This is a genomic window from Halomonas getboli (assembly GCF_023094245.1).
In the GTDB taxonomy this organism is placed as follows: Bacteria; Pseudomonadota; Gammaproteobacteria; order Pseudomonadales; family Halomonadaceae; genus Halomonas; species Halomonas getboli.
This window is the reverse complement of the sequence record NZ_JALMEW010000002.1, coordinates 332,563-354,620: the sequence shown is the minus strand read 5'-3', so window position 1 is coordinate 354,620 and position 22,058 is coordinate 332,563. Positions and strand designations below refer to the sequence as shown.

Sequence of the window (22,058 nt, the reverse complement as noted above, 5' to 3'; positions counted from 1 at the left end):
GTCTCATTCTTCTTCGTGGTCGCTCCACCAGGCCAGGCTGCCGGCGTCGAGCAGATGGGTCAGCACGCGCGGGGCGTCGTCGAAGGCGAGCAGGTCGGCGTCGACCGGCTCGCCGCCGGCCAGGGCGCGGGCCAGGGCGATCGAGCACTCGACGCCGTCGCCGTCGACGAACAGGGTGGCGCGTGCGTCGTCCAGCGCGCGCCAGGCGAAGCGCGAGCCGGGGCTACGCTCCAGCGTCTCGCCGTCCTGTAGCGCGGCGACAAGGTCGTTCGGGTCGGTGGGCGTCTCGCTGGCCACCAGCTGGTCGACGTACTTGGGCTGGGTCATCACGCGGCCGAACCACTGGGCCAGCTGGGCGGGATCGTCGAGGGTCTCGAGGATCAGCGCGCGCATGCGCTCAAGCGCCGCGTCATCGAGCTCGGCCGGGTCGGCGGGCGGCGTCATGCCGGCGTCGGCGTAGCGCAGCGAGGGCGGCAGCTGTTCGCCGATGTAGTCGGCGTAGGAGGTCACGGCCTCGTCGGCGGAGGGGGCGCGGAAGCCCACCGAGAAGGTCATGCAGTCGCTGGACTGGCTGACGCCGTGATGGGCCCAGCCCGGCGGCAGATAGAGCATGTCGCCCGGTTCCAGCACCCAGTCGGCGTCGGCCTCGACCTCGAAGGTCTCGAGGATGCGCAGGTCGATGCCCTTGAGGATCGGGGCGTCGTCGCCGACCTCGCCGCCGAGCTGCCAGCGGCGCTGGCCGCTGGCCTGGAGCAGGAAGACGTCGTACTGGTCGACGTGGGGGCCGACGCTGCCGCCCGGCGGGGCGTAGCTGACCATGATGTCGTCGAGGCGCCAGCTGGGCAGGAAGTCGAAGGTCTCGAGCAGTTCGGCGACCTCGGGCACGTAGTGGTCCACGGCCTGGACCAGCAGGGTCCAGTCCTGCTCCGGCAGGCGGGCGAAGGTGGCCTCGTCGAAGGGGCCGTGGCTGACCTGCCAGGGGCCGTCGGGGCCGCGTTCCTCGACCAGACGCGCCTCGATGTTCTCCTCGCAGGCCAGGCCGGCGAGCTCGTCGGGCTCGAGGGGGCTCTGGAAGTCGGGGATGGCGCCGCGGATCAGCAGCGGCCGGCGCTGCCAGTGGTCGCGCAGGAAGTCGGCTGCGGTGCGCCCGCCGAGCAGGGTGAGGGGTTCGTCTCGGGACTGTCGTGACATTGGCTCGCGCTCGCGAAGGGATGAAACGGCGACAGGCGCCGAGTGGCGCCTGTCGGGATACTAGCATGTGGGGCCAGCCGATGAGGGGCATGGCGGGTTAAGGGTCGGGCCTCGTGCTCGCGATCCCGGGAACGAAACCCTGACACTGCGCTTGCCGCCTGCGCGTCGCTTCACAACATAATCCCTCACGGGTGAAGCCGGCTCGCCATCCCTGGCGAGCCACGCGCGCGGCTGCGCTGGTGTCAGCGTCCCCGGGTAGATATCGCATCGCTACGATGCCCGCCCCTGATCGTCTGACCGGCCGGGCGCTTACAGATTACGCGCCTGGGCTTCGGCGTTGCCGATGTAGTTGGCCGGGGTCAGCTGCTTGAGCTCGCCCTTCACCTCGGCCGGCAATTCCAGGGTGTCGATGAAGGCGGCGAAGCCGGCCTGGTCGATGCGCTTGCCGCGGGTCAGCTCCTTGAGCTTCTCGTAGGGCTTCTCGATGCCGTAGCGACGCATCACGGTCTGGATCGGCTCGGCCAGCACTTCCCAGCTGTTGTCCAGGTCCTCGGCCAGGCGGGCCGGGTTGGCCTCGAGCTTGCCGATGCCCTTCAGCGAGGCCTGGTAGGCCACCAGCGCGTAGGCCATTCCGACGCCCAGGTTGCGCAGCACGGTGGAGTCGGTCAGGTCGCGCTGCCAGCGGGAGATCGGCAGCTTCTCGGCCAGGTGACCCAGCACGGCGTTGGAGAGCCCCAGGTTGCCCTCGGAGTTCTCGAAGTCGATCGGGTTGACCTTGTGCGGCATGGTCGAGGAGCCGATCTCGCCGGCCACGGTCTTCTGCTTGAAGTAGCCCAGCGAGATGTAGCCCCAGACGTCGCGGTCGAAGTCGATCAGCACGGTGTTGAAGCGGCACACGGCGTCGAACAGCTCGGCGATGTAGTCGTGCGGCTCGATCTGGGTGGTGTAGGGGTTGAAGGTCAGGCCCAGGCCCTCGACGAAGGTACGAGCGTTGGCCTCCCAGTCGACCTCCGGGTAGGTCGCCAGGTGGGCGTTGTAGTTGCCTACGGCGCCGTTGATCTTGCCGAACAGCTCCACGCTCTCGATCTGCTTGAGCTGGCGACGCAGCCGGTAGGCGACGTTGGCCATCTCCTTGCCGAGGGTAGTGGGGCTGGCGGTCTGGCCGTGGGTGCGCGACAGCATTGGCTGGGCGGCGTGCTCCTCGGCCAGGCGGGCCACCTCGTCGGCCACCTGGTGCATCACCGGCAGCAGCGCGTCCAGGCCGCCGCGCAGCATCAGCGCGTGGGACAGGTTGTTGATGTCCTCGCTGGTGCAGGCGAAGTGCACGAACTCGGTGATGGCGTGCAGCTCGGGCGTCTCGGCGATGCGCTCCTTGATGAAGTACTCGACCGCTTTGACGTCATGGTTGGTGGTGCGCTCGATCTCCTTGATGCGCTCGGCGTCTTCCACGGAGAAGTCGCGGACCAGGGCGTCCAGCGCCGCGGTGGCCTCGGCGGAGAGCGGCGGCACCTCGGTGATCTGTGGCTGCTCGGCCAGGCGCTGCAGCCAGCGGACCTCGACGATGACCCGGGCGCGGATCAGGCCGAACTCGCTGAAGTGCTCGCGCAGGGCCTCGGCCTTGCTGCCGTAGCGGCCATCGACGGGAGAAAGGGCGGTGAGGGCGGTCAGGGGGAGTGACTTGGGCTGCATGGTCGCGTTCCGGGTGGCGTGGTGGAGAAATCAGTGGGGGAAATCAGTTCAGCTCGTCCAGGGCCTTCTTGAGGGCGCCGCGCTGGAACATCAGCTTCCAGCGGCGGCCGCCCTGTTGGTGCCACAGCAGCGCGAAGCGGATGCCGGTCAGCAGGCAGGCACGCACGCGCTCGGGCATCATGCGGCTCTGCAGCAGCGAGGGATCGCCCTGGACGACGATCCGGCTCTTGAAGGTGGAGATGGTGTCCTGATAGGCCTCGCCGAGGCTGGCGACCACGTTCTCGTGGGTCTCGCCGAAGTGCTCGGCCTGACCCTGGATGCGGGTCAGGCGGGCGCCCAGGGTGTCCATCATGTCGTTGTCGTTTCTCAGCTTGCTCATCAGCATCAGCAGCGAGAAACCGTAGCGCATCACCACCGGATTGGCCTGACGTCGGCCCAGCATGCCCTCGAGGGTCTCGATGCCCAGGCGCAGGTTGTTGGGGTGCCCGCCGTAGATGGCCTCGAAGCTGGCCGGATCGGTGTCGAGGGTGGCGTGGATCAGGGTGTCCCAGGCGCGCTGGTCGACCTGGCCGGTGCGGGCCAGCTGGTCGACCTGGCTGGCGGCCTGGAACACTCCGGCCAGCGCCAGGGCCTGGCGCGCGACGGGCGAGTCCGGGGCGCGGTGAATGGGCGTGGTGCCGTTCATCGCGCGGCCTCCTCGGCGTTCCAGATGGCCTTGATCACGCCGCCGCCGAGGCAGATCTCGCCGTCGTACAGCACCAGCGACTGGCCGGGCGTCACGGCGCGCTGGGGCTCGTCGAAGCGGACCCGCACGCCGCCGTCCTCGGTGGTCTCGAAGCGGCAGGGCACGTCTTCCTGGCGATAGCGGGTCTTGGCGGTGAGGCGGCCCTCGGTGGCCGGCGGCTCGCCGGCGACCCAGTCCATCGGCTCGGTGGCCAGGCTGTCGGTATAGAGCAGCGGATGGTGCTTGCCCTGCACGGCCACCAGCACGTTGCGCTCGAGGTCCTTGTCGGCCACGAACCAGGGGGCGTCGGAGTAGTCGGCGAGCCCGCCGATGCCGAGCCCCTGGCGCTGGCCGAGGGTGTAGTACATCAGGCCCATGTGCTCGCCGATGACGTCGCCGTCGGGGGTCTCGATGGTGCCGGGCTGGGCCGGCAGGTACTGCTGCAGGAAGTCGCGGAAGCGGCGCTCGCCGATGAAGCAGATGCCGGTGGAATCCTTCTTCTTCGCCGTCACCAGGTCATGGCGCTCGGCCAGGGCGCGGACGTCGGGCTTCTCCAGCTCGCCGACCGGGAACAGGGTGCGAGCGATGGCCGCCTCGGGCACGGCGTGCAGGAAGTAGCTCTGGTCCTTGTTGGCGTCGAGCCCCTTGAGCAGGCGCGGCCTTTCGACGCCGTCGAGCTCGCCACGCGCCCGGCCGCCGCGGACGTAGTGCCCGGTGGCGATGCGCTCGGCGCCGAGCATCTCGGCGTACTCGAGGAACACCTTGAACTTGATCTCGCGGTTGCAGAGGATGTCCGGGTTCGGCGTGCGCCCGGCCTTGTACTCGGCGAGGAAGTGCTCGAAGACGTTGTCCCAGTACTCGGCAGCGAAGTTGGCGGTGTGCAGCTTGATGCCGAGCTTGGCGCACACGGCCTCGGCGTCCGCCAGGTCCTCCTTGGCGGTGCAGTACTCGGTGCCGTCGTCCTCGTCCCAGTTCTTCATGAACAGGCCCTCGACCTCATAGCCCTGCTCGAGCAGGAGCAGGGCGGAGACGGAGGAGTCGACGCCGCCGGACATGCCGACGATCACCTTGCCTTGGGTGGCTGTCATGACGCTCTCGGATTGGGGTGGTCGCAAATGGGGCGGGATTATACACGACACTGGAGACGAGGTTCGAGGTTCGAGGTTCGAGGTTCGAGGTTCGAGGTTCGAGGTTTCCTCGCCCCTCGCCCCTCGCCCCTTACCGCTCGTGTATCACGTCCATGGGGTAGAAGCGCCCGGCCAGGGCGTCGCGCACGCGGCGCAGCACCAGCGGGCTGCGTAGCCGGCCCAGTCGCTCCAGTGCCTCCAGCTCTTCCAGCGTCACCCAGTGGGTGGCCAGGATGTCCGGGTCGAGCTCGTTGCCCAGTCGGGCCAGCGCCATGCCGTAGAAGCCATGGCTGTGGAAGGTGGTGCCGTCCGGCGCCTGATAGACGTAGATGCCCAGATAGTCGCTGAGGCCTACCTGCCAGGCGGTTTCCTCGCGCAGCTCGCGCAGGGCGGCGTCCTGGATGCGTTCGCCCGGTTCCAGATGCCCGGCCGGCTGGTTGAAGACGGTCTCCGGCCCGCCCCGGTCTTCCTCGACGATCAGGAAGCGCCCGGCGCGCTCGACCACGGTGGCCACGGTGACGTAAGGGTGCCAGCGGCTCATCGGCGTGTCCTCCCGCTGTTGCGTGACTTGCCGTTCTGGCGGCCGCTGGTCCGGCGGCCGGAGTCGCGACGGTCCGAGGGCGGCTTGGGCGCGTGCAGGGTCTCGCGGCGCCACTCGCCCGGCGCCAGGCCGTCGAGCGTCCATGAGCCGATCGCCACCCGCACCAGGCGCAGGGTGGGATGGCCGACGTGGGCGGTCATGCGCCGCACCTGGCGGTTGCGGCCCTCGGAGATGATCAGCTCCAGCCAGGTGGTGACCGGGTGGCGCTTCGGGTCCAGCGGCGGCTCGCGCTCGGGCAGCTCGCTCGCCTCGAGGCGTCGGACCCGGGCCGGCCGGGTCGGGCCGTCCCTGAGTTCGACGCCGCGGCGCAGGGCGTCCAGGGCGGCATCGTCGGGCCGGCCCTCGACCTGCACGCGATAGGTCTTGGGCTGCTTGTGACGCGGGTGGCTGATGCGGTGGATCAGCTCGCCGTCGTCGGAGAGCAGCAGCAGGCCCTCGGAGTCGTGGTCGAGTCGGCCCGCCGGATAGATGCCGGGCACGTCGAGATAGTCGGCCAGGGTGGCGCGGGGCGTGCCCTCGGCGTCGCCCTTGTCGGTGAACTGGGACAGTACCCGGTAGGGCTTGTGAAAGAGATATAAGCGGCTCATGGGCGTATCTTACCGGTCGACGCGGCGGGATGGCAGGGATCGCCGCCATGCGTCGCGGGCGGCGGGCTGATATACTGCGCGACGCTCGCCGGAGCGCCCTCGTCATTTTCCGGGCCTGGCGTGACCCGCTCAGAGGGTGGCCGATGTCGCGTGTCGGCGATCGCGCCGAGTGGCTCGCCCTGGTTGCCCGTGTCGCCGACATCGAGAGTGTGCGCTTCGATCCGTTTCATGTTAATGCAGTGACCAGAGAGATCTACGCCACATGTCCAAAACGCCGAAGATTATCTATACGCTGACCGACGAAGCGCCGGCTCTGGCGACCCATTCCCTGCTGCCGATCATCGACGCCTACACCGATTCCGCCGGCATTACCGTCGAGACCCGTGATATCTCCCTGGCCGGGCGTATCATCTCGCAGTTCCCCGACGTTCTCACCGACGAGCAGCAGCTGGGCGATCACCTGGCCGAGCTGGGTCAGCTGGCCAAGACGCCGGAAGCCAACATCATCAAGCTGCCCAACATCAGCGCCTCGCTGCCGCAGCTCAAGGCGGCCATCAAGGAGCTGCAGGGCCAGGGCTATGCGCTGCCCGACTACCCGGACGAGCCGAGCAGCGACGCCGAGCGCGAGGCCAAGGCCCGCTACGATCGCGTCAAGGGTAGTGCCGTGAACCCGGTGCTGCGCGAGGGCAACAGCGACCGCCGCGCGCCGCGCTCGGTCAAGAACTACGCCCGCAAGTACCCGCATCGCATGGGTGAGTGGCAGTCCGATTCCCGCTCTCATGTCGCCCACATGACCGACGGCGACTTCTACGGCAGCGAGAAGTCCGCCGTGATCGGCGCCGACGGTGCGGTCAAGATCGAGCTGGTCGGCAACGATGGCAGCGTCAGCGTGCTCAAGGAGCGCACCCCGGTGCTGGCCGGCGAGGTGATCGACGGCTCCATGATGAGCCGCAAGGCGCTGTCCGCCTTCGTCGCCGAGCAGATCGCCGACGCCAAGGCTCAGGGCGTGCTGTTCTCCCTGCACCTCAAGGCCACCATGATGAAGGTCTCCGACCCGATCATGTTCGGCATGGTGGTCGAGGAGTTCTACCGCGACGTGCTCGAGAAGCACGCCGAGGCGCTGGAAGAGGTCGGCTTCGACGCCACCAACGGCATCGGCGACCTGTATGCCACCATGGCCAAGCTGCCGGCCGACAAGCAGGCCGAGATCGAGGCCGACGTCGACGCGCTGTACGCCGAGCGCCCGAGCCTGGCCATGGTCGACTCCTACAAGGGCATCACCAACCTGCACGTGCCGAGCGACGTGATCATCGACGCCTCCATGCCGGCGATGATCCGCGATTCCGGCAAGATGTGGGGCGCCGATGACGCCCTGCACGACACCAAGGCGGTGATCCCGGACCGCTGCTACGCCGGCATCTATCAGGCCACCATCGAGGACTGCAAGAAGAACGGCGCCTTCGATCCGACCACCATGGGCAGCGTGCCCAACGTCGGCCTGATGGCTCAGAAGGCCGAAGAGTACGGCTCCCACGACAAGACCTTCCAGATTCCCGCCGACGGCACCGTGCGCGTGACCGACGAGGCCGGCGAGGTGCTGTTCGAGCACGCGGTGGAAGAAGGCGACATCTGGCGCATGTGCCAGACCAAGGACGCGCCGATCCGCGACTGGGTCAAGCTGGCCGTGTCCCGCGCCCGTGAGAGCGGTGCTCCGGCGGTGTTCTGGCTCGACGCCCAGCGCGCCCACGACGCCCAGCTGATCAACAAGGTCGAGGCCTACCTCAAGGATCACGACACCGACGGCCTGGACATCCGCATCATGGCGCCGGTCGAGGCGATGCAGTTCTCCCTCGAGCGCATCCGTCGCGGCGAGGACACCATCTCCGTGACCGGCAACGTGCTGCGCGACTATCTGACCGACCTGTTCCCGATCATGGAGCTCGGCACCAGCGCCAAGATGCTGTCCATCGTGCCGCTGATGAACGGCGGTGGCCTGTTCGAGACCGGCGCCGGCGGCTCCGCGCCGAAGCACGTCCAGCAGCTGCTGCAGGAAAACCACCTGCGCTGGGACTCCCTGGGTGAGTTCCTGGCCCTGGCCGCGTCCCTCGAGCACCTGGGCAAGACCTTCGACAACGCCCGCGCCCGCGTGCTGGCCAAGGCGCTGGACGAGGCCAACGGCAAGTTCCTCGACAGCAACAAGTCGCCGTCGCGCAAGGTCGGTGAGCTCGACAACCGCGGCAGCCACTTCTATCTGGCCATGTACTGGGCCGAGGCGTTGGCTGCCCAGGACGAGGACGCCGAGCTGAAGGCACTGTTCGGCAAGCTCGCCGTCGAGCTGACCGCCAAGGAAGCGGTCATCGTCGAGGAGCTCAACGCCGTGCAGGGGCAGGCGGTCGACATCGGTGGCTACTACCACGCCAACGGCGAGCTGGCCGATGCCGTGATGCGCCCGAGCCGCACCCTCAACGCGGCCCTGGAGCTGGTGGCCGAGCGCTAAGCGCGACCGCCCGCGACAGGCACGTCGTCGACGTGTTCCGGCCCCCGCCCGTTCCCGGGCGGGGGCCGTTGCATTGCTGGCGGCGGCCAAAGACGGCAAAGTGAATCAATCCCGATGAACCCGGCCGCCCCGCCGGCGTCCAAACACGGTTGGAATGCCCGGCGGCGACCGGCTTGTCGATAGCGACAGTGAAGCTTATGTTCAAGACACAGGAAGACGGCATGATGGCGCACCGCGCGTCGGTGCATGCCGGCATGACGCGTCCTCCGGGGCCGGAGGAAGAGGGCGACGGCGACCTGGCGGTGCAGTCGTCAGAGCCTGAGCTGGCGAAGCCACCGATGTACAAGGTGGTCTTGCACAACGACGACTTCACCCCCATGGAGTTCGTGGTGGAAGTGTTGCAGACGTTCTTCAACATGGACAACGAGAAAGCGGTGCAGATCATGCTGGCCGTGCACACCCAGGGCAAGGCGACCTGCGGGATCTTCACCCGCGACATCGCCGAGACCAAGAGCCATCAGGTCAATGAATACGCCCGTGAGTGCCAGCATCCACTGCTGTGCGACATCGAGGCAACGGATTGAGCGCTGGCGTGTCGAAGTAGGGAAATCGCCAGCGTTGGCGGTGCGACTTGCAACGCCAATGTTTGTGCTCGATGTTGATGATGCCGGACCCAGAAGGATCCGATGCAAGCCCTAAGCGGCGAGAAGGGGACTGCCATGCTGAGCAAAGAACTTGAACTGACCCTGAACACGGCCTTCACCGTGGCGCGCTCCAAGCGTCACGAGTTCATGACCGTGGAGCACCTGCTGCTGGCGCTGCTCGACAATGCCTCGGCGGCAGACGTGCTGCGAGCCTGCGGGGCCAACCTCGATAAGCTGCGGTCCGACCTGCAGGATTTCATCAATTCCACCACGCCGCTGATTCCCGAGGATCAGGCCGACCGCGAGACTCAGCCGACGCTGGGTTTCCAGCGCGTCCTGCAGCGCGCGGTGTTCCACGTGCAGTCCTCCGGCAAGAGCGAAGTGACCGGCGCCAACGTGCTGGTGGCGATCTTCTCCGAGCAGGAGAGCCAGGCCGTCTACTTCCTCAAGCAGCAGAACGTGGCCCGGGTGGATGCCGTCAACTACATCGCCCACGGCATCTCCAAGGTCGCCGGACATGGCCAGAGTCAGAGCTCGCCGTCGCCCGAGGCCGAGGATGCCGAGGAAGCCGGCAGCGAGCAGGGCGGCAATCCGCTGACCGGCTACGCCACCAACCTCAACGAGCAGGCCCGCATGGGCAAGATCGACCCGCTGATCGGGCGCGATCACGAGCTCGAGCGGGTGGTGCAGATCCTGGCCCGGCGGCGCAAGAACAATCCGCTGCTGGTCGGCGAGGCCGGCGTGGGCAAGACCGCCATCGCCGAGGGACTGGCCAAGCGCATCGTCGAAGAAGATGTGCCCGAGGTGATCGGCGACGCCGTGGTCTACTCCCTCGACATGGGTGCGCTGCTGGCCGGCACCAAGTACCGCGGCGACTTCGAGAAGCGCCTCAAGGCGCTGCTGGCCGAGCTGCGCAAGCAGCCCAACGCCATCTTGTTCATCGACGAGATCCACACCGTGATCGGCGCCGGCGCGGCCTCCGGCGGCGTGATGGATGCCTCCAACCTGCTCAAGCCGCTGCTGTCCTCCGGCGAGCTGCGCTGCATCGGCTCCACCACCTTCCAGGAGTTCCGCGGCATCTTCGAGAAGGATCGCGCGCTGGCCCGCCGCTTCCAGAAGGTCGATGTCATGGCGCCCTCGGTGGAGGACACCATTCGCATCCTCAAGGGGCTGCGTTCGCGCTTCGAGGAGCATCACCACCTCAAGTACACCGACGCCGCGCTGGAGAGCGCCTCGCGGCTGGCGGATCGCTACATCAATGATCGCCACCTGCCCGACAAGGCCATCGACGTGATCGACGAGGCCGGCGCCCATCAGCGGCTGCTGCCGCCCGAGGTGCGTGTCGATACCATCGATACCGATCAGGTCGAGGCGGTGGTGGCCTCCATCGCGCGGATTCCGCCGAAGAGCGTCTCCAGCTCCGATCGCAAGCTGCTGGCCAACATCGACCGCGACCTCAAGATGCTGGTGTTCGGCCAGGATGAGGCGATCGACGGGCTGGCGGCGGCCATCAAGCTCTCGCGTGCCGGCCTCAAGGCGCCGGACAAGCCGGTGGGCAGCTTCCTGTTCGCCGGTCCCACCGGCGTCGGCAAGACCGAGGTCGCCCGCCAGTTGGCCCATATCATGGGCATCGACCTGGTGCGCTTCGACATGTCCGAGTACATGGAGCGTCACACCGTGTCGCGGCTGATCGGCGCGCCTCCAGGCTACGTCGGCTATGATCAGGGCGGCCTGCTGACCGAGGCGATCACCAAGCAGCCGCACTGTGTGCTGCTGCTCGACGAGATCGAGAAGGCGCATCCGGAAGTCTTCAACCTGCTGCTGCAGGTGATGGATCATGGCCGGCTGACCGACAACAACGGCCGCGAGGCGGACTTCCGTCACGTGATCCTGATCATGACCTCGAATGCCGGGGTCGAGCAGGCCACGCGTCGTTCGATCGGCTTCCAGACCCAGGACCACTCCACCGACGCCATGGAGGTCATCCGCAAGACCTTCTCGCCGGAGTTCCGCAACCGCCTGGACGGCATCATCCAGTTCCACGCCCTGCCCACCGAGGTGGTGCGCAATGTGGTCGACAAGTTCCTGATCGAACTCCAGGCGCAGCTCGACGAGAAGCGCGTGCAGCTCGACGTGGACGACGAGGCCCGGGACTGGCTGGCCGAGAAGGGTTACGATCCCGACATGGGGGCCAGGCCGATGGCGCGCCTGATCCAGGAGAAGCTCAAGAAGCCGCTGGCCGAGCTGATCCTGTTCGGCGAACTGGCCGAGCACGGTGGCGTGGTGCACGTCAGCGTCGAAGGCGGCGAGCTGCACCTGGCATCTGAATCGGAACTGGCCGACGCGCCCTGAGACGGCGCGTCGATCGCTCCCGCCAACTTATCAGCGCCCTGTCTTCGGACGGGGCGTTGTGCGTCTGGGAGCCGTGCTGGCGGGGAGTCTCCAAAGGGCGCTGCGGGCACGCCCTAAGGCGGTGTCTGAAAAGTCGGCGAGCGCCGCCTCTTTTCAGGCATGGCCTAGCGAGAGCGGTAGACGATGCGGCCTTTGGACAGGTCGTACGGGGTCAGCTCGACCTTGACCTTGTCGCCGGTGAGGATGCGGATGTAGTTCTTGCGCATCTTGCCCGAGATGTGGGCGGTCACCACGTGGCCGTTCTCGAGTTCGACCCGGAACATGGTGTTGGGCAGCGTGTCGACGACGACGCCTTCCATTTCGATATGGTCTTCGCGTGCCATATAGGCAATTCCTCGCTGGTGATAACAAACGGCGGCACGAGTGGCGGAGTGTCCGCTCGTGCCGATCAGGATAGCGCGATATTGTGCCGCATGCCGGGCGTCAAGGCAAAAAGCGCCGCAATGTCAGGTCGGGATCAGGCGCCGCCAGTGGCGTCCCTCGAGCCGCTCCAGGGGGGAGAAGGCCTGTTTGTAGGCCATCTTTCGGCACTCCTCGATCCAGTAGCCCAGGTAGACGTGGGGCAGCTCCAGCTCGCGGGCGCGTTCCACCAGTGCCAGCACCGCGTAGGTGCCCAGCGAACGGCGGTCGAACTCCTCGGCCGGGTCGAAGAAGGTGTAGATGGCCGACAGGCCGTGCGAGAGCTGATCGAAGGCCGACACGGCCAGCAGTCGTCCGTTCAGACGCAGCTCCAGCATGCGCGCGTAGTCCTGGTTCAGGGTCAGAAAGGTGCGGTACTGCTCGTGGCTCGGCGGATACATGTCGCCGTCGGCGTGGCGGGTGCGAATGTAGTGGGCATAGAGCCCGTAGTGTTCGGGGTCGAACAGCGCCGGGCGGATGCGCATCTCCAGGTCGGCGTTGCGGCGATAGAGCTTGCGCTGGGTGCGGTTGGGCGAGAAGCCCTTGACCGGAATGCGCACCGAGACGCAGGCGTTGCAGCCTTCGCAGTGGGGGCGATAGAGATGGCTTCCGCTGCGCCGGAAGCCGAGCGGCGCCAGGGAGTCGTAGACGCCGCTGCCCGGGGATTCCTGCGGGTCCAGGAACAGGGTGGTCGCCTCGCGCCCCTCCAGATAGCTGCAGGCGTGCGGCACGGTCAGGAAGAACCGCAGATCGCGAATCGGCTGGCGGGGAGTGTTACTGCTCAAGGCGGCCGCCTCCTGTGGCTCCCGGTGGCATCTGTCTCGCGGCGTCGAGGCGTTCGAACGACCATGCCGGCGGCGGAAAGACGAGTTCGGTGTCGTGTCGCGGCTCCGGCATGTCGTCCAGCCACTCATCAAGATAGTCGATGAACGTCTCCCGGGCGATGTCCCGGGCGCCCAGGCTCGCCAGGTGGGCGGTGTGCATCTGGCAGTCGATCAGCCGGCCACCCTCGGCGGCCATGGTGCGGGCGAGGCACGCCAGCGCTACCTTGGAGGCGTCGGGTGCCCGCGAGAACATCGATTCGCCGAAGAACACCGGCCCCAGGGCGATGCCGTAGAGGCCGCCGACCAGCGTCTCGCCCTGCCAGACCTCCACCGAGTGTGCCGCGCCCAGTGCATGCAGCCGACGGTAGGCTGCGGCCATCTCGTCGGTGATCCAGGTGCCGGGCTCGTCGTCGCGCGGTGCCGCGCAGGCGTGAATCACCGCCTCGAAGGCGCGGTCGCCGGTGACCGTGAAGCCGCCGTTGCGTAGCCGCTTGGCCAGGCTGCGGCGCACGCGCACCTCGTCGGGAAACAGCACCATGCGCGGGTCCGGGCTCCACCAAAGCAGCGGCTGGCCCTCGCTGTACCAGGGAAAGATGCCGTGGCGATAGGCGCTGAGCAGCCAGGCCGGGCTCAGTTCGCCGCCGGCGGCCAGCAGGCCGCCGGGATCGTCGAGGGCGGACTCGACCGGCGGAAAGCGAACGGGGTGCGCGGGGAGCCAGGGCAGCATGGAAAGGACGTCCTCGGGGCGTGGAAGCCCAAGTGTGACCGGCGCGATGCCGCGGCTCAAGTCGTCGCCTGCCCCCTGTGACGGGCGCGGCTTGCTCGGTATGATTGATGGCCTTGGATTTGGAAGACGCCATCTCGGCGCAAGGGGGTTGGCCGCTTGAGTGCCAAGAAGACAACCACGTCGCCGCGCGAGCGCGCGGTGACTGCCAAGGAAACGGCCAGGCGCTTCGGCCTGCGACTGCAGGGATCGATGCGCGAGGGCGTGGTGATCCTGCTGCTGGCAGGCTGCGTGTTCCTGCTGCTGGCGCTGTACAGCTTTCGTCCCGATGATCCCGGCTGGTCGCGCAGCGGCCCCGAGACAGAGGTCGCCAACTGGATGGGCCAGATCGGCGCCTGGCTGGCCGACGTGCTCTATTCGCTGTTCGGGGGGAGTGCCCTGTGGTGGCCGGCGATGCTCGGCTTCGCCGCCTGGTGGCTGATTCGCGCCGGCCAGGTGCGCCTGGAATGGGACGCCACGGCGCTCGCCGTGCGCTGCGGTGGCCTGATGCTGCTGCTGCTCGGCTCGACCACGCTCGGCGCGCTGCACTTCTACGATCCCGAGAGCCTGCTGCCCTACGGGGCCGGCGGCATCCTCGGTGAAGGGCTGGTCGGCGCGCTGCTGCCGCTGGTCGGCGGAGGAGGAACGGCGCTGCTGTCGCTGGTGGCGATCCTGTGCGGGGTGCCGCTGTTCACCGGCTGGTCCTGGCTGACCATCATGGACGAGCTGGGCCGTCGCGTGACCTCGCTGTGGGGCGGTATCACCGATCGCTTCGCCCTGCGCCGGGATGAGGGGGACGACGCCGAGTCTGAAGCCGAGCTCACGACGCGCTCGGCGCCCGAGCCCGATGCGGCCACCGAGGCCGACGATGCGCCGACGAGCGCCCGCGAGCCCTGGTGGCGTCGCTGGCTGCCGGCGCGCCGCGAGTCGGCTCCGGTGCTGGCGACGGAAGGTGCTCGGCGCGAACCTGGCTTCGGCAACGACGGCGACACCGAGATTCCCTGGGAAGTGCCCGAGCGTACGCCCTCGGCGAAGCGCCCCGGGGCGGCCTATACCGCCCAGGAGCCGAGCCTGTCGCTGTCCGCCGAGCGCCGCGAGCCCGAGGCACCCGCGGTTGCCGCCATGCCGCTGCGCGCCACCGAGCCGGCGGAGCCGGAGGCCTCGCCTGATGCCGCGGAATCGGTATCTTCTCGTGAGCCCGAGGCTTCGCCTGCTGCGCCGTCGCCCCAGGCATTCGCGCCGCGCGAGCGCGAGGAAAAAACGCCCAAGCCTCGGGAGCCCGCGCCGTCTCCGGCGCCCGTGCCGGCGCCACGGGTCGAGCCGGCTGCTGCGGCCGAACCTTCGCCCGCCGAGGCGCCATCGGAGGAAGCGCCCGCGGAGGCGGCCGTGCTGCCCTGGTCGCGCGACGAGAGCGCCGACCCGGTGAATGCCGAGCGTGAGCCCGCTCCTGCTGCTGCACCGAATCAGCCGGCCGAGCCCCGGGCGGCCGAGACGACGCCCGAGCCTGCCGCTTCCCGCGAGCCCGAACCGGCCACCCCGCCGGCGCGCGAGCGCAACGAGGCGCCGGCATCGACGCCGTCGCCCGAGCCGCGCCGGGTGCCGGAGGTGATCCCCGATCCGGTGCTGCCGGACGACGACGATGAGCCGTCCGCCGCGGCGGCCTCGTTCGCGTCGCCGCAAGCCTCCCGGCCGGCCGAGCCGCCGCGGCAGGAAGCGCCGCCGGCGCAGGTGGCGACCGCCGAGCAGGGGCGTCAGGCCGCCGACGAGCCCGACGGGCCGACGCTGTGGACCGTGGAGCACCTGCAGAACCAGCGCCCCGAGATGGAGGCGTTCGCCGAGCCCGAAGGGGAGCTGCCGGGCCTGCGCCTGCTGACGCCGCCCCAGGATCATCAGCCCAACTACACCGACGAGCAGCTGGCCGAGATGGCCGAGCTGCTGGAAGTTCGGCTGCGCGAGTACGGGGTCAAGGCCGAGGTGGTCGACACCTGGCCGGGGCCGGTGATCACACGCTTCGAGATCAAGCCGGCGGCCGGGGTGAAGGTCTCCAAGATCAGCAACCTGGCCAAGGACCTGGCGCGTTCCCTGATGGTCAAGAGCGTGCGCGTGGTGGAGGTGATCCCGGGCCGGCCCACGGTGGGCATCGAGATCCCCAACCCCAACCGCGCCATGATTCGCCTGCGCGAGGTGATCGATTCCGACCGCTACCAGCACGAGGCCTCGGCGCTGACCCTGGCGCTGGGCCAGGACATCGGCGGCGGCCCGGTGGTGGCCAACCTCGGCAAGATGCCGCACCTGCTGGTGGCCGGCACCACCGGCTCGGGCAAGTCGGTGGGCGTCAACGCCATGCTGATCTCCATGCTGCTCAAGGCCAAGCCGGAAGAGGTCCGCATGATCATGGTGGACCCGAAGATGCTTGAGCTGTCGGTCTACGACGGCATCCCGCACCTGCTGGCGCCGGTGGTCACCGACATGAAGGAGGCCGCCAATGCCCTGCGCTGGTGCGTGGCCGAGATGGAGCGGCGCTACAAGCTGATGGCCGCCATGGGGGTGCGCAACATCGCCGGCTTCAACGCCAAGCTCGACGAGGCCGAGCGCGCCGGGGCCCAGGTCGCCGATCCGCTGTGGGAGCCGCAGCCGTGGGAGATGCACCAGGCGCCGCCGGTGCTCGAGAAGCTGCCCTACATCGTGGTGGTGATCGACGAGTTCGCCGACATGTTCATGATCGTCGGCAAGAAGGTCGAGGAGCTGATCGCGCGCCTGGCCCAGAAGGCCCGCGCCGCCGGCATCCACCTGATCCTGGCCACCCAGCGGCCCTCGGTGGACGTGGTGACCGGTCTGATCAAGGCCAACATCCCCACCCGCATGGCGTTCCAGGTCTCCTCCCGGGTCGATTCGCGCACCATCCTCGACCAGGGCGGCGCCGAGAACCTGCTGGGCCACGGCGACATGCTCTACCTGCCTGCCGGGTCCGGCATGCCGACTCGCGTGCACGGGGCCTTCGTCGACGACGACGAGGTGCACCGGGTGGTCGAGGACTGGAAGCGCCGCGGCGAGCCGGAGTACATCGACGAGATCCTCTCCGGCGGCGTCTCCGCGGATGCGCTGGCCGGCCTCGAGGCCGAGGGCGGTGGCGGCGACGACGACGCCGAGCAGGACGCCCTCTACGACGAGGCGGTGGCCTTCGTCACCGAGAGCCGCCGGGCCTCGATCTCGGCGGTCCAGCGTCGCTTCAAGATCGGCTACAACCGGGCGGCGCGCCTGGTCGAGGCGATGGAGATGGCCGGCGTGGTCTCGACCATGGGCACCAACGGCGCCCGCGAGGTGCTGGCGCCGCCCCCGGCGGGTGACTAGCCCGCCGATCGTGCAACCACCATGCAAGCCGCGGCGGGAGCGCAACCCGCCGCGGCCTGCGCAGTCTTACCGGGCAGGATGCCCTCGACCTTCAGGGAAACAGGAGATGACCATGAAACGAACCTTCGCCGCGCTGGCCCTGGTGGCCCTGACGCCGCTCTCGGCCGCCGCCGATGATGGCGCCGAGCGCCTGGCCCGTATGCTGAAGCCGGTACAGACCTACGTGGCCGACTTCGACCAGCAGATCCTCGACGGCTCCGGGCAGCGCCTGCAGGAGGCCAGCGGGCGCATGTGGCTGTCGCGCCCGGGCCGCTTCCGCTGGGAGGTGAATGCCCCGTATGAGCAGGTCGTGATCTCCGACGGCGACGAGGTCACGCTCTACGACCCCGACCTGCAGCAGGCCACCGTGCAGCCGCTGGACGACCGTGTGACCCACACGCCGGCCCTGCTGCTGTCCGGCAGCGCCGACCAGCTCACCGACAGCTACGAGGTCACCAGCAGTCAGCAGGGTACCGCCGAGACCTTCGACCTGGTGCCGAAGAGCCCCGATACCCTGTTCGAAGAGCTCAAGCTGACCTTCTACAGCGAGCGGCTGGGCTTCCTGCAGATGACCGACAGCACCGGTCAGCGCACCGCCATCCAGTTCGATGACGTCGAGCAGAACGTGGCGGTGGATGACTCGCGCTTCGACATGGCGCTGCCGGAAGGTACCGACGTGATTCGCGAATCGCGGTAAGCGGTCTGGTCAGGCGGGAGGGGTGAGGGGGAGACCTTCACCCCTCATATTATCTCGCACCTCGCACCTCGCACCTCGCACCTCGCACCTCGCACCTCGCACCTCGCACCTCGCACCTCGCACCTCGCACCTCGCACCTCACACCTCACACCTCACACCTCACACCTCACACCTCACACCTCACACCTCACACCTCACACCTCACACCTCACACCTCACACCTCACCGCGATCCGCCTGGGCATCGAGTTCGGCGCGCCATTCCAGCATCTGGCCGTAGCGCTTCTCCTGGCCGTTGGCGGTGGGTTGGTAGAAGCGCTCATGGGGCACGTCCTCAGGCCAGCAGTCATGGGCGCTGCCGGCGGGGTAGCTGTTGGGCTCGGCGTGGGCCCAGCGGTAGCCGTCGCCGTGGCCCAGCGACTCCATCAGCTTGGTGGGAGCGTTGCGCAGGTAGGTGGGTACCTCGAGCCGCGGCTGGGCGGCGGCAAACGCCTTGGCGCGATTCCAGGCCTGGTCGACGGCGTTGCTCTTGGGGGCCACCGCCAGGTGGACGGCGGCGTGGGCGATGGCGCGCTGGCCCTCGTAGTCGCCGAGCCGCAGGTAGGCGTCCCAGGCCGCCATGGTCAGCGGCAGCGCCTTGGGATCGGCGTTGCCGACGTCCTCGGAGGCGATGGCGGTCAGCCGGCGGATCACGTCCAGCGGATCGCCGCCGCCCTGCATGAAACGGGCGATGTAGAGCAGGGCAGCGTCCGGCCGCGAGGAGCGCACCGACTTGTGGATCGCCGACAGCAGGTCGTAGAAATGATCACCCTGCTTGTCGAAGGCGCTGGCCTGGTGGCCGATCACGTCCTCCAACGCCTCGCGGGGCAGCCGTTCGCCGTTGCCCTCGGGCACGGTGAAGTCGCAGGCGGTCTCCAGCAGCCCCAGGGCGCGGCGGGCGTCGCCGGCGGCGGCCCGGGCCAGCAGCGCGAGCACCTCGTCGTCCACGGCGATGTTGCGCTCGCCCAGGCCGTGCTCGGCATCGGCGAGCGCGCGCCTGAGCACCTCGGTCACGTCGTCGTCGGAGAGCGACTTGAGCACGTGCACCCGGGCCCGGGACAGCAGCGCCGAGTTGACCTCGAACGACGGGTTCTCGGTGGTGGCGCCGATCAGCGTCAGCAGGCCGGACTCCACGTGGGGCAGCAGGGCATCCTGCTGGCTCTTGTTGAGCCGGTGGATCTCGTCGAGGAACAGCAGGGTGGGGCGCTCCTGGCCCTGGGCGGCGCGGGCGCGGTCCACCGCGGCGCGGATGTCCTTGACCCCGGCCATCACCGCCGAGAGGCGCTCGAGGTGGGCGCCGGACTCCTCGGCCAGGATCTCGGCCAGGGTGGTCTTGCCGGTGCCCGGCGGCCCCCACAGGATCATCGAGCGTACCGGGCCGCCCTCGGCCATGCGGCGCAGCGGCTTGCCGGGGCCGACCAGCGCCGGCTGGCCCACGTAATCGGCCAGCCGGCGGGGGCGCATGCGCCAGGCCAGGGGGGCGCTCTCCTCACTGCTGGCCTGCTGGAACAGGTCCATTTCTGACTCCTTCGCTGACGGCTGCTATGTTGGATACGCGATGCCGGGGATTCGCTCCCGGCGTCGGGCAAGATCTCGAACGAGGTGGGCGAACCCTGACGGCCGGTGCCATTGGCCAGGAACCCGGAGGGCGAAGGCGCGTCTAACACCAGTGCCTTCCATCCATGACCGATATTGAGGAGGCTGCCGCAATGCCCATGCTGAACCAACTGCGCCAGGATCATGCCAACATGGCCCGCATGTTGCACGTTCTTCAGCTCAAGCAGAAGACCCTGGCCGAGGGCGAACGCCCGAATTTCCAGCTGGTGCGGGAAGTCGTGGATTATATCCTCGATTACCAGGACGGCTTCAGCCAGCCGCTGGAGCACGTCTGCTCCGAGCGCCTGCGGGAACTGGCGCCGGAGACCGAGGAGGTGACCGAGCGTCTCTCGAAGAACTATCGTGCCCTGAAAGTCCAGCTCAAGCGGCTTTCCGGCGACCTCGACATGATTCTCATGGATGCGGTGATCCCCATGGATCGCTTCGCCGACGACCTCAAGGCCTATCTCGACGCGCACCGGGCCTATCTGCGCGACGAGCGCGAGCTGCTCTTCCCGCTGATTCGCGAACACTTCGCCGAGGGCGATCTCGAACGCCTGGCCGAGGCCCTGCCGGAGGGAGCGGCCGACGAGCTCGAGCGCCTGCAGGAAGCCTACCCCGAGCTCTATGCCGAGCTGCGCGATGCGCCGGAGCCGGTGACCTGACCGCCATCCTTGTCGTCGCCGGGTGACGGCTTCGAGTCCCGGCTCCACTGAGGTAGAATGCGCCGCATCGTTCGACGGAAAACCTGCGATGCCGATGTTCGCCTCGACCACTCTGACATTTCCTTCGCCCCCCGTGCTCGGCCGGCCGGGGGGCGAACGCGTGGTGGCGTGCCGATGACGGGCCCGGTGCTGGTGTTCGATTCCGGCGTCGGCGGGCTCTCGGTGGTCGAGGCGCTGCGCCGCCGGCTGCCGGAGGTCGCCCTGGCCTATGCCTGCGACAACGCCATGCTGCCCTATGGCGTGCGCGAGGACGGCTGGCTGGTGGCGCGCATCCTCGCCGTATGCGAGGCGGCGGTGGCCGCCAGCGGCGCCTGCGGTCTGGTGGTCGCCTGCAACACCGCCAGCACCCTGGCCCTCGACGCCCTGCGCGAGCGGCTGTCGGTGCCGGTGGTGGGCACCGTGCCGGCGATCAAGCCCGCAGCCGGGGCCAGCCAGAGCCGCCATATCGGCCTGCTCGCCACCAGCGCTACCGTGGCGCGGCCCTACACCGCGCGGCTGATCGAGGCCTTCGCCGGCGATTGCCGGGTCACCCGCCTGGCTGCCGACCCGCTGGTGGGCGAGGCCGAGCGTCTGGTGGCCGGTGATCGTCCGGACATGGCGGTGCTGCGCCGGGTGCTGGCGCCGCTGGCCGAGCTACCCGATCTCGATACCCTGGTGCTCGGCTGCACCCATTTCCCGCTGCTGCGCGAGGCCCTCGAGGCCGCGGTGCCGCATCCGGTGCGCTGGGTCGACTCCGGCGATGCCATTGCCCGGCGCACCGGTCAGGTGATCGCCGCGCCGCAGCGTCGCCCGGCCGCCGAGCGAGGCTGGATCACCGGCCCCGATCCGACGCTGGCCCGCGGGCTGGCCGGCTTCGGCTTCGCCGAGACGCATCCCCTGGTGCTGCGCTGAGGCTCGTGCTGCGCTGGGGCGCGTGCCGCCCACAAGCGCCGTGCCTTCCGTCTTTCCCGTATTCGCTCATTCCATTCGACCGACCATCTTCCAGGAGCCGCCGTGGCCATTCCCGTTGTCGACCCCGACCGCTATGACGAGCAGCTCGCGGCCAAGCGTGATCGCCTGACCGCCCAGTTCGCCCGCTTCAACCCGCCGGCGCTGGAGGTCTTTGCCTCGCCGCCCAGCCACTATCGCCAGCGCTGCGAGTTCCGGATCTGGCACGAGGGCGACGATCTCTACTACGCCATGTTCGAGGTCGATCCCGAGGATCCCAAGCAGAAGACCGTGGTGCGCCTGGACGACTATCCGGTGGCCGGCCGGCGTATCAACGAGCTGATGCCGGCGCTGCGCGAGCGCCTGCTCGACAACCGCGCCCTGCGCCATCGGTTGTTCCAGGTGGAGTTTCTGACCACGCTGACCGGCGAGGCGCTGGTGACGCTGATCTATCATCGCCAGCTCGACGAGGCCTGGGAGGCCGAGGCCCGGGCGCTGGAGCAGGCGCTGGACATCATGATCATCGGTCGGGCCCGCAAGCAGCGTCGGGTACTGACCCGCGATCACGTCTGGGAGCGGCTCGACGTTGACGGCCGCGAGCTCGTCTATCAGCAGGTCGAGAACAGCTTCACCCAGCCCAACGCCGAGATCTGCCGCGCGATGTTGTCCTGGGCGCGCGACGTCACCGCCGGCAGCACCGAGCGCGATCTGGTGGAGCTGTACTGCGGCAATGGCAATTTCACCGTCGCCCTGGCCGAGAACTTCCGCCGCGTGCTGGCCACCGAGATCTCGCGCACTTCGGTCGCCAGCGCTCGCGAGAACCTGGCCGCCAACGGCGTCGACAACGCCGTGGTGGGGCGCATGTCCGCCGAGGAATTCTCCCAGGCGCTGCGCGGCGATAAGGGCGGTCGCCGGGTCGCCGAGTTCGGCCTCGACGACTACGATTTCTCTACCGTGCTGGTGGATCCGCCGCGGGCCGGGCTGGATGAGGACAGCTGTGGTCAGATCAGTGGCTACGAGCGTATCGTCTATATTTCATGCAACCCGGATACGCTCGCCGACAACCTGGAGACCCTGACTCGCACCCATGAGGTGGTACGTTTCGCGCTCTTCGACCAGTTCCCTTGGACGCACCACTGCGAATGCGGCGTCCTGCTGGAGCGGCGCCGCTAGCCGCGGCCGGTTCCCTCAGAGGACGCCCCGCTGCCGCGAGGATTGTCAAGAGCA

19 protein-coding genes are annotated in these 22,058 nt (G+C 68.5%); 8 read left to right on the top strand and 11 right to left on the bottom strand.

What is annotated here, in order from left to right; genetic code table 11:
- Nucleotides 1–3: 3 nt before the first annotated feature.
- The 7 genes from MYL53_RS06630 to MYL53_RS06600 all read right to left on the bottom strand — a co-directional run bounded on the left by MYL53_RS06630 (nt 4) and on the right by MYL53_RS06600 (nt 6,149).
- Nucleotides 4–1,191: a ribosomal protein uL16 3-hydroxylase gene (locus MYL53_RS06630; protein ID WP_247852832.1), complete on the bottom strand. Its 1,188-nt coding sequence runs from the start codon at nt 1,189–1,191 to the stop codon at nt 4–6.
- Between the two features lie 309 nt (nt 1,192–1,500).
- Nucleotides 1,501–2,880 carry an adenylosuccinate lyase gene (gene purB / locus MYL53_RS06625; RefSeq protein WP_247852831.1) on the bottom strand — a complete coding sequence of 460 codons (1,380 nt, stop codon included), beginning with the start codon at nt 2,878–2,880 and terminating at the stop codon, nt 1,501–1,503.
- Between the two features lie 43 nt (nt 2,881–2,923).
- Nucleotides 2,924–3,565 (bottom strand): high frequency lysogenization protein HflD, encoded by a 642-nt coding sequence (gene hflD / locus MYL53_RS06620; RefSeq protein ID WP_247852830.1) that lies wholly within the window; start codon nt 3,563–3,565, stop codon nt 2,924–2,926.
- The gene (mnmA, locus tag MYL53_RS06615; RefSeq protein ID WP_247852829.1) at nt 3,562–4,692 is read right to left on the bottom strand and encodes a tRNA 2-thiouridine(34) synthase MnmA; all 1,131 of its coding nucleotides are present in this window, start codon (nt 4,690–4,692) and stop codon (nt 3,562–3,564) included. The genes hflD and mnmA overlap by 4 nt, the downstream gene beginning before the upstream one ends.
- A gap of 130 nt (nt 4,693–4,822) precedes the next feature.
- Nucleotides 4,823–5,272: an NUDIX domain-containing protein gene (locus MYL53_RS06610; RefSeq protein ID WP_247852828.1), complete on the bottom strand. Its 450-nt coding sequence runs from the start codon at nt 5,270–5,272 to the stop codon at nt 4,823–4,825.
- Nucleotides 5,269–5,919, bottom strand: coding sequence for a pseudouridine synthase (locus MYL53_RS06605; protein WP_247852827.1), 651 nt, complete (start codon nt 5,917–5,919; stop codon nt 5,269–5,271). Before MYL53_RS06605 ends, MYL53_RS06610 begins: the two co-directional genes overlap by 4 nt.
- A complete protein-coding gene (locus tag MYL53_RS06600) occupies nt 5,916–6,149 on the bottom strand; it encodes a hypothetical protein (RefSeq protein ID WP_247852826.1) in 234 nt (77 codons plus the stop codon). Before MYL53_RS06600 ends, MYL53_RS06605 begins: the two co-directional genes overlap by 4 nt.
- Before the next feature lie 32 nt (nt 6,150–6,181).
- On the opposite strand from MYL53_RS06600, the gene MYL53_RS06595 reads away from it, so the two are divergent.
- The 3 genes from MYL53_RS06595 (at nt 6,182) to clpA (ending at nt 11,412) form a co-directional block, all read left to right on the top strand.
- Nucleotides 6,182–8,416 carry an NADP-dependent isocitrate dehydrogenase gene (locus MYL53_RS06595; RefSeq protein WP_247852825.1) on the top strand — a complete coding sequence of 745 codons (2,235 nt, stop codon included), beginning with the start codon at nt 6,182–6,184 and terminating at the stop codon, nt 8,414–8,416.
- 221 nt (nt 8,417–8,637) lie between these two features.
- Complete coding sequence (gene clpS, locus MYL53_RS06590) at nt 8,638–9,000, top strand: ATP-dependent Clp protease adapter ClpS (RefSeq protein WP_247852824.1); 363 nt, start codon at nt 8,638–8,640, stop codon at nt 8,998–9,000.
- A 135-nt stretch (nt 9,001–9,135) separates the two neighbouring features.
- The gene (gene clpA / locus MYL53_RS06585) at nt 9,136–11,412 is read left to right on the top strand and encodes an ATP-dependent Clp protease ATP-binding subunit ClpA (protein WP_247852823.1); all 2,277 of its coding nucleotides are present in this window, start codon (nt 9,136–9,138) and stop codon (nt 11,410–11,412) included.
- Between the two features lie 164 nt (nt 11,413–11,576).
- Here clpA and infA read toward each other — a convergent pair whose 3' ends face one another.
- From infA to aat, 3 genes are all read right to left on the bottom strand, one after another.
- Nucleotides 11,577–11,795: a translation initiation factor IF-1 gene (infA, locus tag MYL53_RS06580; protein ID WP_013332816.1), complete on the bottom strand. Its 219-nt coding sequence runs from the start codon at nt 11,793–11,795 to the stop codon at nt 11,577–11,579.
- A gap of 123 nt (nt 11,796–11,918) precedes the next feature.
- Nucleotides 11,919–12,656 carry an arginyltransferase gene (locus MYL53_RS06575; protein ID WP_247852822.1) on the bottom strand — a complete coding sequence of 246 codons (738 nt, stop codon included), beginning with the start codon at nt 12,654–12,656 and terminating at the stop codon, nt 11,919–11,921.
- Complete coding sequence (gene aat / locus MYL53_RS06570) at nt 12,646–13,422, bottom strand: leucyl/phenylalanyl-tRNA--protein transferase (RefSeq protein ID WP_247852821.1); 777 nt, start codon at nt 13,420–13,422, stop codon at nt 12,646–12,648. Before aat ends, MYL53_RS06575 begins: the two co-directional genes overlap by 11 nt.
- 249 nt (nt 13,423–13,671) lie before the next feature.
- Here aat and MYL53_RS06565 point away from each other — a divergent pair, with 249 nt between their 5' ends.
- A complete protein-coding gene (locus tag MYL53_RS06565) occupies nt 13,672–16,809 on the top strand; it encodes a DNA translocase FtsK (RefSeq protein ID WP_247852999.1) in 3,138 nt (1,045 codons plus the stop codon).
- Nucleotides 16,810–16,915: 106 nt separating this feature from the next.
- The gene (lolA, locus tag MYL53_RS06560; protein WP_247852820.1) at nt 16,916–17,545 is read left to right on the top strand and encodes an outer membrane lipoprotein periplasmic chaperone LolA; all 630 of its coding nucleotides are present in this window, start codon (nt 16,916–16,918) and stop codon (nt 17,543–17,545) included.
- A gap of 215 nt (nt 17,546–17,760) precedes the next feature.
- On the opposite strand, the gene MYL53_RS06555 is transcribed toward lolA, so the two are convergent.
- Nucleotides 17,761–19,101 (bottom strand): replication-associated recombination protein A, encoded by a 1,341-nt coding sequence (locus MYL53_RS06555; RefSeq protein WP_247852819.1) that lies wholly within the window; start codon nt 19,099–19,101, stop codon nt 17,761–17,763.
- Nucleotides 19,102–19,298: 197 nt separating this feature from the next.
- Here MYL53_RS06555 and MYL53_RS06550 point away from each other — a divergent pair, with 197 nt between their 5' ends.
- From MYL53_RS06550 to trmA, 3 genes are all read left to right on the top strand, one after another.
- A complete protein-coding gene (locus MYL53_RS06550) occupies nt 19,299–19,844 on the top strand; it encodes a hemerythrin domain-containing protein (protein ID WP_247852998.1) in 546 nt (181 codons plus the stop codon).
- Between the two features lie 174 nt (nt 19,845–20,018).
- A complete protein-coding gene (gene murI / locus MYL53_RS06545) occupies nt 20,019–20,795 on the top strand; it encodes a glutamate racemase (protein WP_247852818.1) in 777 nt (258 codons plus the stop codon).
- A 102-nt stretch (nt 20,796–20,897) separates the two neighbouring features.
- Entirely contained in the window at nt 20,898–22,004 is a 1,107-nt protein-coding gene (trmA, locus tag MYL53_RS06540; protein WP_247852817.1) for a tRNA (uridine(54)-C5)-methyltransferase TrmA, read from the top strand.
- Nucleotides 22,005–22,058: the final 54 nt, after the last annotated feature.